Here is a 9,358-nt window from a genome sequence, read left to right as displayed (position 1 = left end):
CGATCAGTATGGCGAGTTGGGATTCGAGGTGTTTGCCGACAGCATCACCTATAACGGGTACACTTACAACGGATACCGTCACGATGCCTTGCCGCCAGATGGCGGGCCGTATGGCTCGGACTTGGCCTTCCTGAGGAAGCAGCACCTGGATCCGAACAATGTCGTCTTCGGCGTGCTCCAACCCCTGGTAGCGCAGGGCAATGGCGGTCGCAATCTCGATCTCAGCAACGCGTTGGCCGTTGCGATCAACGATTGGCAGATCGCCGAGTTCGTCGAGTTGGAGGATCGGCTGAAGGCGTCCGTTCTGGTCGTTCCGGACGATGCCGTTTCCGCGGTCGCAGAAATCGAAAAGCGTGCGCTGGATGCGCGATTTGTCCAGGTGCAGATCCCAATCGGGACAACGGAGCTGTTGGGTCACCGGCGCTACAGGCCTATCCTGGAAGCCGCGGCTCGTCATGGCTTTCCGATCGGAATGCACGTCGGAGGCCGAGCCGGCGCACACACTGCCAGCGGTTGGCCGTCCTATTACTGTGAGAGCCATTTGGACTACACCTTGCCTGCTCAGTCGCAGGTTATGAGTCTCATTCTTGATGGCGTGTTCGACCAGTTGCCGTCTCTCAAGGTGATCATCGTCGAGTGCGGCTGTGCCTGGTCGATCGGACTTGGACACCGGCTCGACATGATGTGGCGGCGTATGGCCTCGGAAGTCGCAAGCCTGAAACATCCGCCTTCCCATTATCTTCGCGAGCATTTCTACTTTTCCACACAGCCGGTGGAAGAGCCGGACAATCCCGAGGATCTCAACTATCTGTTTGAGCAAATCGGCTGGAACAGGCTACTGTACGCGAGCGATTATCCTCACTGGGACTTCGACGACCCGCGCTATGCCTTCAAGGCACGAATATCCGAGGAACATAGGGCGCTGCTCTTTCGGGAGAACGCCAGAGAAGTTTACCGGATCCTGTAACGCGAACAGCGGGAAATCAGCCGCCGCTTAAAGGATGCGCTTTCCGCTGAACGTATTGAAGGCAGAATGCGCTATCACGACTGCCCAGCTTTCTCGCGGGGCGCACGCGGCGGCGGATTCACATTTGGGGCGCAATGCGCTCGACGCAGTAGAGTTGAAGAATATGGGTGTCAACTACGTGCGCGAGTACATGCCGTCAAACGCTCGGATGTACTATGCCATCAATGCAACTTAGATAATAACAATGTAAACAGGGAGAACTTGAATGACCGTCGAACTCGAATACCTTGCCGCCCGCGCAGCGCGTGGTCTGATGAGCCGCCGCGCCTTCATGGGCCGCGCCGCCGCGCTCGGCGTTGGTGCCACTATCGCAAACACAGTGCTTGGCACGGCTGTACGGGCCGCAGGGCCCAAGAATGGTGGCGCGCTGAAGATGGGCGTCAATGGGGGCGCCAGCACCAACTCGCTCGACCCGGCGCTGCAAAGCGGCCAAGTTCCGTTTATGTACATGTCCACACTGGGTGATAAGCTCACGACCGTTTCTCCTGACGGAGAAGTGCTGCCGTCTCTGGCCGAGAGCTGGGACAGCTCACCCGATGCCGTGACTTGGATCTTCAAACTCCGGAAGGGTGTACAATTCCACAACGGAAAGACGGTGACGGTGGACGACGTGGTGAAGACGATCCAGCGTCACTCCGACAAGAAGTCCAGCTCGGGCGCCTACGGCCTCGTCCAGGGCATCAAGGAGACGAAGGCGGACGGTGACAACTTCGTTGTGACCCTGAAGTCCGCCAACGCCGACCTGCCATATTTGATGGCCCACTGGGCGCTCGTTATCCAGCCAAATGGCGGCTTCGACAAGCCTGATGCGGGCATCTTCACCGGCGCTTACAAGCTGAAGACCTTCGAACCGGGCATTCGCGTGGCGATGGAGAAGTTTAAGAACTACTGGGATCCGAGCGTCGGCCATTTCGACACCGTAGACATCACGGTAATCAACGATTGGACAGCGCGGAGCGCGGCGCTGCAGTCCGGCCAGGTGGACATGGTGAACATGGTGGAGCCGCGCGTCGCCGGGCTTCTGAGTAAGGTGCCGAATGTCGTCATCGCAACTTCCGCCGGTCATGGCTTCAACTGCTTCAACATGCTCTCCGACGCGAAGCCGTTCGACGACAACAACGTGCGCATGGCGTTGAAGCTAGCTATCGATCGCGAAGAACTTGTTCAGAAGGTCCTCGCCGGTTATGGATCAGTCGGAAATGATATGCCGGTCAACAAGTCTTATCCGCTGTTCGACGAAAGCATCCCGCAGCGACAGTACGATCCCGAAAAGGCAAAATTTTACATGAAGAAATCAGGCTATACCGGGGAGATCTTGCTGATAACATCGGAGGTCGCCTTCCCGGGCGCGGTGGACGCGGCCTCGCTTTTCCAGCAATCGGCCGAGAAGGCCGGGATCAACATCACCATCAGGCGCGAGCCGAGCGACGGCTACTGGAATTCGGTTTGGAACAAGCAGCCGCTTTCCGCCTGCTCGTGGCATGGCCAGCCAACTCAGGGCTTGGTGTATTCCCAAGCTTATATCTCGTCGTCTGATATGAACGACACACGGTTCAAAAACCCGAAATTCGACGGGCTGATCTCGGACGCACAAGGCCAACTCGACAAGACCAAGCGCAAGGAGCTTTACAGCGAAGCTGGCAAGCTGATACGCGATGAGGGCGGGCTTATAACTCCGATGTTCAACAACTATATTGACGCCTACCGGGAGGACAGAGTGGCTGGCTGGATCCCCAACCCATCCTCGGAGATGATGAACGGCAGGGCGGCCGTCCTATGCTGGCAGGCCTGAGGAGATTGGTCGGTCGGGCAGCTGCAACGGGCGATGGCGCTGTGCCCGAAGCCGGATATAGCAATCGGCGACGCTGGATCGCCAGTCGATCTGGACCGTTTACGATCGAATGCCCTTCTTAGAGAAGCTGCATGCGATCGTACTGGCGGCAGCCGCTCCGGTGCTTGTTGTTTTGGAGCACATGATGCGCATGACCCGTGCCGCGAGCCTGAACGTGATGCACGAGGCATCTCCCGCCACGGCTCTTGAACCGTGGCGGGGGAAGCGGCTTCGTACTCACCTGGCGATCCCTTCCTACATCACATCGACTGGCCGTCGACTATGACGCTGCGTTCCGAGTCGACTGGCATCTCGTTATCTCAGTATCCAGAGTAGCCAATGAACGCACAAGAGCAAGCCAATGGGTAGGTTAAATCTCGCCTGCGCACAAATTTCGTGTATGCCTGGCAATATCGGGAGTAATCTCGACAAGCACCTGCGCTTCATCATGGAAGCGCGTTTAAAAGCAGTCGACATTCTTGTTTTTCCAGAGCTTTCTCTTACCGACTATCTCTCGGCACCGGACTTAAGATCGCTGAAGCGCTCGATCGTTTCAACTGAGATTGCTGCCATAATGAACGCGGCCGGATCAATGGCTGTTTCCTTCGGGTTCATTGAGGCCGGCGAAGATGGTGAAAGCTACAACGCACAGGCTTTGATCTATGACGGCAAGGTAATACATGTGCATCGGAAGATTAACCTTCCCACCTATGGCAATTTGCGTGAAGGGCTGTGTTATGCAGCCGGAACCCGCGTCGAACTCGCACTGGTGGAGACCACGCAAGCCGCTACTCTAATCTGCGCTGACAGCTATGATCCTGCGCTCACTTGGCTTGCCGCTCTCCAAGGGGCGGATCTCCTGTTGCACCCCATTGCATCGGCTCGCAGTGCTGTCGGAGGCGATTTTGACAATCCGGGGAGTTGGGAAACGAATTTGCGCTACATAGCAATGATATACGGCCTGCCGATAGTGATGACCAACCATTGCGGCACTCGCGGTGCCCTTGATTTCTGGGGCGGATCCCGGATTCTCGACGCTTATGGACATGAACTAGTTCGGGCGGGCGAGGGTGAAGAACTCGTGCACGCAACTATTGAAACGGGAGATGCGACGCTGGCGAGAAAGCTTTTGCCCACTGTTCGCGATTCGACGCCTCATCTCGTGGCAACAGAGCTCGGACGCGTCCTTTGCGGGCTGAAGGAGGCTTGATGATTTGGTTTGTAGCGAATTTCGTGCCTTCGGCGCATGGGATGGGTCAAGTGCAATGAGCGAAGACAACACGGAGACCGTCATGGCTTGGGCGCCAGGCCTTACATGCGGTTTGCAGCACCCCTGAGATTATAGAGCCCCTGACGGAAGGTGCAATCAGGCGCTGCCTAGGAGATAACTGTGGGAAAAAATGTTCAGCAAGCTACGCAGGTAGCCTCCTTCATTCACGACTTGAATTCTGCCCAAGTGCCGACTGTTGTGCGTCATCAAGCTCGACGCTGCCTTATTGACACTTTGGGAGTCGCGATCGCCGGAACCCGCCTACCAATCGCCAAAATCGTGAATCGCTTCGTAGCTCGGCACCTTGGAACTTCGGATGCCGACGGTGCAAGGCTCCTTCTCGACGGTCGCCGAGTTAGCGTTCCGGGAGCTGCCATGGCCGGTGCCGCTATTATCGACGGGTTTGATGCCCACGATGGTCACGTTCTCTGTAAAGGACATGTCGGTGTGACGGCATTGCCCGCTGCACTTGCCTTTTCTGATAGTCTGAAGCTTGATGACCTTGATGAGTTGCTAAACCTCCTTCTGATTGGCTATGAGGTCAGCACACGAGCAGGAATAGCGCTTCACGCGACATCTCCAGTTTTCCACTCGTCGGGCGCATGGAACTCTTTTGGACCTGCCGCCATTGGAGCCAGGATGTTGCGACTTTCGGCACTAGAAACGTGCCACGCTCTTGGCATTGCAGAGTACTATGGCCCACGCTCATCACTCATGCGCGTTGTGACCTACCCAACTATGCTGAAGGATGGTTCTACGATGGGAGCCTTCGCAGGCACCTCGGCCGCATATTTAGCTGCGGAGGGATTCACCGGGGCACCTGTAGAGACAATCGATCTTGAGTTGGAGGCTAAAGACTTATGGTCTGATCTTGGTCAACGTTGGCGGATCTTGGAACAATATGTAAAGCCAGTACCAGTTTGCCGGTGGACCCAGCCTGCCGTCCAAGCAGTTCTTTCTCTAAGAAGCCGCCATCCAGAGTTGACTCACGAGCATGTGCAGTCCGTTGCGATAGAAACCTTCCATGAAGCCGTTTCGTTGAGCTGCAGGGAGCCATCCGAGACGGACGCAGCACAGTACAGCCTACCATTTGCTGTGGGGGCGGCCTTAGTCCATGGTCGTCTAACCCCATCAGAGATCGCTGGTGTTGGGCTTCTCGACCCTGACGTGCTTTCAGTCAGCCGTAACGCTCAACTGATCGAAATGGATACGTACAACGCGCTCTTTCCAGCGGAACGATGGGCAAATGTCCGATTGATGCTAAAGAATGGCACTGTACTCGACAGTGGAGCACATACAACCATTGGCGATGCAGCTGAGCCTTTGAGTGACGACGCCCTTATGAGCAAATTTTTCGAAAACTGCGGCGGTACGCTCGGCCGCGACAGAGCAGACCGAATTGCAGCGATTGTTCTCGGTGGTTCACCCAACAGCAGCCTACGCGAGCTTTGTGACCTTGTGACGGCACCGGACGAGACACTCATACCTGGCGGCTTCGATCCGACTGTCAGTGACTTCGACGAAGGACGACCCCGGATCGGTATCAGCCAAAATCAGTGTAGAATGTCGTCCGCAATCTCGAACGAAATAAATAAGTGAAGTGCGTATTGCAGGCGATCGTGAGCACGGATTTTACGAGATCATGAGCAACGATTTCAGACGATCGGTACCCATCCGGTGAAGACCGCAGGCGTGCGTATCCGGCGGCCATGAGCACCTGAGCACCGCGGTGCTGGGGTCAAGCTTTCGATGGGGAGACGCGATGATATTCTTCGAGGAGGAGTTTGACTTCCTCGATGCCTTCATCGGTGAAGGCCAAGATCCCGTCGTCATCGTTGGCGCCGTACACCCAGATGACGCCGTCCTCGGGCTCGAGACCGAGGGTCAGGTCCTGGATGAGCGCTTCGCTGACGCCGAGGTCCCTGGCGACACGTTCGACGGTGTAGACGTGATGCACCTTATTGCGCTGCATGATCAGGCCGCCGCTGGTTGGGTCTGCAGTTTTGCGGATCTCCAATTCCACGGCAGCAAATCATCGATCCGCTGTGCTGGGTGGGCTGCGATGCGCGCCAGGATATCGGCGAGCCAGGCCTGAGGGTCGACGTCATTCAACTTGGCGCTGACGATCAGGCTGTAGAGAACGGCAGCGCGCTGTCCGCCGCGATCGGAACCGCAGAACAGCCAGGACTTTCTTCCGAGAGCGACGCCGCGCAGGGCTCGCTCGGCTGCATTGTTCGATAGGCAGATCCGCCCATCGTCGAGGAACCGGGTGAAGGATGACCAGCGGCGCAGCATGTAGTTGAAGGCCTTGGTCAGATCGTGTCCGCGAGAGAGCTTGTCGCGCGTCTCGATCATCCAGCGCTCGAGCCCGGTGACCAGCGGCGCGCTCCGCTCTTGGCGCACGGCGTGGCGTTGGCCTGGCGACAGGCCGTTGATCTCGCGTTCGATATCGAACAGGGCATCGATGCGCTTCACGGCTTCAACCGCTAGCGGATAGACCAGGTTGGGCTTCTCGCCGTGCGCCTTCTTGCGCGCCGCCGCTTCGATATCGGCCAGCTCGAACACTTTGCGCCGGCTGTGGGCCCAGCAGCTGGCTTCCAGAATAGGCGCCGGCTGACGGCCCGCCGCATAGAGATCGCCATAACCGCCATAGGCATCGGCCTGCAGAATGCCGCTCCAGCCGGCGAGATGCGCCGCGGGATGTTCGCCTTGGCGATCGCGGGAATAGTAGAACACCACCGCCGGCGGATCGGCGCCGCCGAACGGTCGGTCATCGCGCACATAGGTCCATAATCGGCCGGTATCGGTCTTGCCCTTGGCCAGGACCGGAACCGTCGTATCGTCGCCGTGCAGACGTGAAGCGGACAGCACATGGGCTTCGAGCCGCTTGAATAGCGGCATCAGCACCGCGGCGCCGGCGCCGACCTGGTCGGCCAGGGTCGACAGGCTGAGCGGCACGCCTTCGCGGGCATAGCGTTCAGCCTGGCGGTTGAGCGGCTGATGCTGGCCGAACTTCTCGAACAGGATCATCGCCAGCAGGCCGGGACCGGCCCAGCCGCGCGGGGTGGCGTGGAACGGCGCCGGAGCCTGGCTGATCGCCTCGCAGTCGCGGCAGGTGAACTTCTCCCGCACGTGTTGGATCACCTTCCATTGCCGCGGCACCACCTCCAGCGTCTCGGTGATATCCTCACCTAGCCTGCGCAGCCGATGACCGCCGCAGCAATGGCAAGCGGTCGGCGCCGGCTCGACCACGCGTTCGCGCGGCAGATGCTCTGGAAATGGCTGGCGCGCCGGTCGTTTGCGCACATAAGGTGCCACCTCGGTGGTCCGGGCCGCCGCCTGTTCGGCGGCGATCTCGTCTTCCGTTGCCGTGCTCTTGAGTTCCTCGAAGGTGAGCTCCATCTGGTCGTGCAGGCGGGCTGAGCGTTCAGAACTCTGACCATGCAGCGCCCGCTGCAGCTTCCGGATCGTCAGATCCTGATGTGCGATCAGCGCCGCATCATCCGATGCCTTGGCCCTGGCGACCGCCAGTTCGGCCTCGACCAACGCAGCGCGCGCGGCCTCGTCTTCGGCTCTGGCCAGTGCCGCGGTCAGCGCTGCTCTCAGCGCACCGATATCGTCCGGAACAGCATCCAGGGCGGTGGCAACCATGCTCTGGAGTGAATCATAAAACGCGTCCGCTGACTCGCGGAAAATGCCGCAACTCAAAGAAAAACTCAGCCCGCGCGCTGGGGGCGGAACGTGTGACGCGGGTTGCGCCAATCGATCCCGTCGAGCATGTAGGCGAGCTGCGCCGGTGATATGGAAACCGTACCATCCGCCGGCGACGGCCATAGAAACCGGCCCTTCTCGAGCCGTTTTGCATACAGCGACATGCCGAGCCCATCATGCCAGATAATCTTGATCAGATTGCCGCTGCGGCCGCGGAAGACATAAAGATCGCCGGCATGCGGATCGCGGCCCAACGTCTCCTGAACCTGCAGAGCGAGGCCTTGCATTCCGCGACGCATATCGGTCCGGCCGACCGCCAACCAGATCCGCACCTGGCTCGGAACCGGGATCATGAAACGCCCAGCGCCTTCACCATCGCCGCCGCCAGTGTCGGCGGTGTGGTCAGCGGAATCCGCAGCCGCACCTTGCCGGCGATCTCCAGCTCGATCACCGCTGGGGGCGCCGCCGGCACCGAAGCGGCGACAGGCTCATCGGGAACCACGACAACTTCGGCAAAGCCTGTCTCGCGGGCTCTCAGCGTGCGGCGCCACTTATAGATCAGACTGGTCGCGACATCGTACTGACGCGCCACCGCCGCCACTGTGGCCCCGGGCGCGAATGCCGCGGCCAGTATCCGGCACTGATCCTCTTCACGCCAACGACGACGACGCTCCGGTCCGGTCAATAACGTCACATGGCTCATGCTGTGCTGCTAACTACGCTCGTAAGGGCGACCTTAAGAGCGCAACTTCGCTACCGTGCCATGCTCGCGCAAGGCGGCCTTCGCCGGAGGCGTACGACGATCGTGAGCACCTTTTCGGAGGTGCGGGACGCCGACAACTCAGCTACGGGGTGCCTCGTTCAAGCGAGGAAGCCTGATGCCAACCCAGAGATTGTCGATGCGCCGGATCAGAGAAGTCTTACGTCTAAAGGCATGTCCGGGGCCTGACGGCGGCAATGATCTTGTCGGGGTCGGCGGTCCAATGGAAGGGCTTTGGTTGCTGGTTGTGTTCTTCGAGGAAGCGGTTGATGGCCGCCTGCAAGTCGACGACAGAATGAAAGACGCCGCGCCTGAGGCGTCGCTTCGACAGCTTGGCGAAGAAGCCCTCGACTGCGTTGAGCCACGAGCACGAGGTCGGCGTGAAGTGGAAGGTGAAGCGCTGATGGCGATTGAGCCAGGCACGCACCTTCGGGTGCTTGTGGGCGGCGTAGTTGTCGAGCACGACGTGGACGGCCTTGCTGACCGGAACTTGCGCCTCGATGGCGTTGAGGAAGCGGATGAACTCCTGATGGCGATGCCGCTGCATGTTCTTGCCGACATTCTTGCCGATAACGGTGCCGTCGAGCACGTTGAGGGCGGCAAACAGGGTGGTCGTGCCGTTGCGCTTGTAGTCATGTGTCATGGTGCCGAGCCTTCCCTTTTTCATCGGCAGGCCGGGCTGGGTGCGGTCGAGCGCCTGGATCTGGCTCTTTTCGTCGACCGACAGCACGATGGCGTGGGCCGGTGGATCGACATAAA

The 9,358-nt window shown here is 59.2% G+C and carries 9 protein-coding genes and 1 pseudogene; 5 read left to right on the top strand and 5 right to left on the bottom strand.

The window, feature by feature from the left end:
• From DH10_RS25550 to DH10_RS38005, 5 genes and pseudogenes are all read left to right on the top strand, one after another.
• Positions 1-967, top strand: a 967-nt coding sequence (locus tag DH10_RS25550; protein ID WP_192385495.1) for an amidohydrolase family protein, incomplete at its 5' end; no start/stop codon positions are given.
• A 265-nt stretch (positions 968-1,232) separates the two neighbouring features.
• On the top strand, positions 1,233-2,819 hold the full coding sequence (locus DH10_RS25545; RefSeq protein ID WP_192385494.1) for an ABC transporter substrate-binding protein: 1,587 nt from the start codon (positions 1,233-1,235) through the stop codon (positions 2,817-2,819).
• Positions 2,820-2,907: 88 nt separating this feature from the next.
• Positions 2,908-3,063, top strand: a pseudogene (locus DH10_RS37255) (ABC transporter permease); the annotation flags it as partial.
• Positions 3,064-3,219: 156 nt separating this feature from the next.
• Positions 3,220-4,068 carry a nitrilase-related carbon-nitrogen hydrolase gene (locus DH10_RS25540; protein WP_281423868.1) on the top strand — a complete coding sequence of 283 codons (849 nt, stop codon included), beginning with the start codon at positions 3,220-3,222 and terminating at the stop codon, positions 4,066-4,068.
• 180 nt (positions 4,069-4,248) lie between these two features.
• A complete protein-coding gene (locus tag DH10_RS38005; RefSeq protein ID WP_192385492.1) occupies positions 4,249-5,727 on the top strand; it encodes an MmgE/PrpD family protein in 1,479 nt (492 codons plus the stop codon).
• 139 nt (positions 5,728-5,866) lie between these two features.
• Here the strand turns inward: DH10_RS38005 and DH10_RS25530 are convergent, their stop codons facing one another.
• The 5 genes from DH10_RS25530 to DH10_RS25510 all read right to left on the bottom strand — a co-directional run.
• Positions 5,867-6,100 carry a hypothetical protein gene (locus tag DH10_RS25530; protein ID WP_023778258.1) on the bottom strand — a complete coding sequence of 78 codons (234 nt, stop codon included), beginning with the start codon at positions 6,098-6,100 and terminating at the stop codon, positions 5,867-5,869.
• A gap of 2 nt (positions 6,101-6,102) precedes the next feature.
• Entirely contained in the window at positions 6,103-7,779 is a 1,677-nt protein-coding gene (gene tnpC / locus DH10_RS25525; protein WP_192385491.1) for an IS66 family transposase, read from the bottom strand.
• A gap of 65 nt (positions 7,780-7,844) precedes the next feature.
• Positions 7,845-8,192: an IS66 family insertion sequence element accessory protein TnpB gene (gene tnpB, locus DH10_RS25520; protein WP_006201720.1), complete on the bottom strand. Its 348-nt coding sequence runs from the start codon at positions 8,190-8,192 to the stop codon at positions 7,845-7,847.
• Positions 8,189-8,542, bottom strand: coding sequence for an IS66-like element accessory protein TnpA (gene tnpA / locus DH10_RS25515; protein WP_040582614.1), 354 nt, complete (start codon positions 8,540-8,542; stop codon positions 8,189-8,191). Before tnpA ends, tnpB begins: the two co-directional genes overlap by 4 nt.
• A gap of 223 nt (positions 8,543-8,765) precedes the next feature.
• Positions 8,766-9,358 (bottom strand): IS630 family transposase (locus DH10_RS25510; RefSeq protein ID WP_192385490.1); only part of this gene is annotated, 593 nt, incomplete at its 5' end.

This window comes from Mesorhizobium silamurunense (assembly GCF_014843825.1).
GTDB lineage: Bacteria > Pseudomonadota > Alphaproteobacteria > Rhizobiales > Rhizobiaceae > Mesorhizobium > Mesorhizobium silamurunense.
Note: the sequence above shows the minus strand (reverse complement) of the source record. Positions and strands in the feature narration are given on the sequence as shown.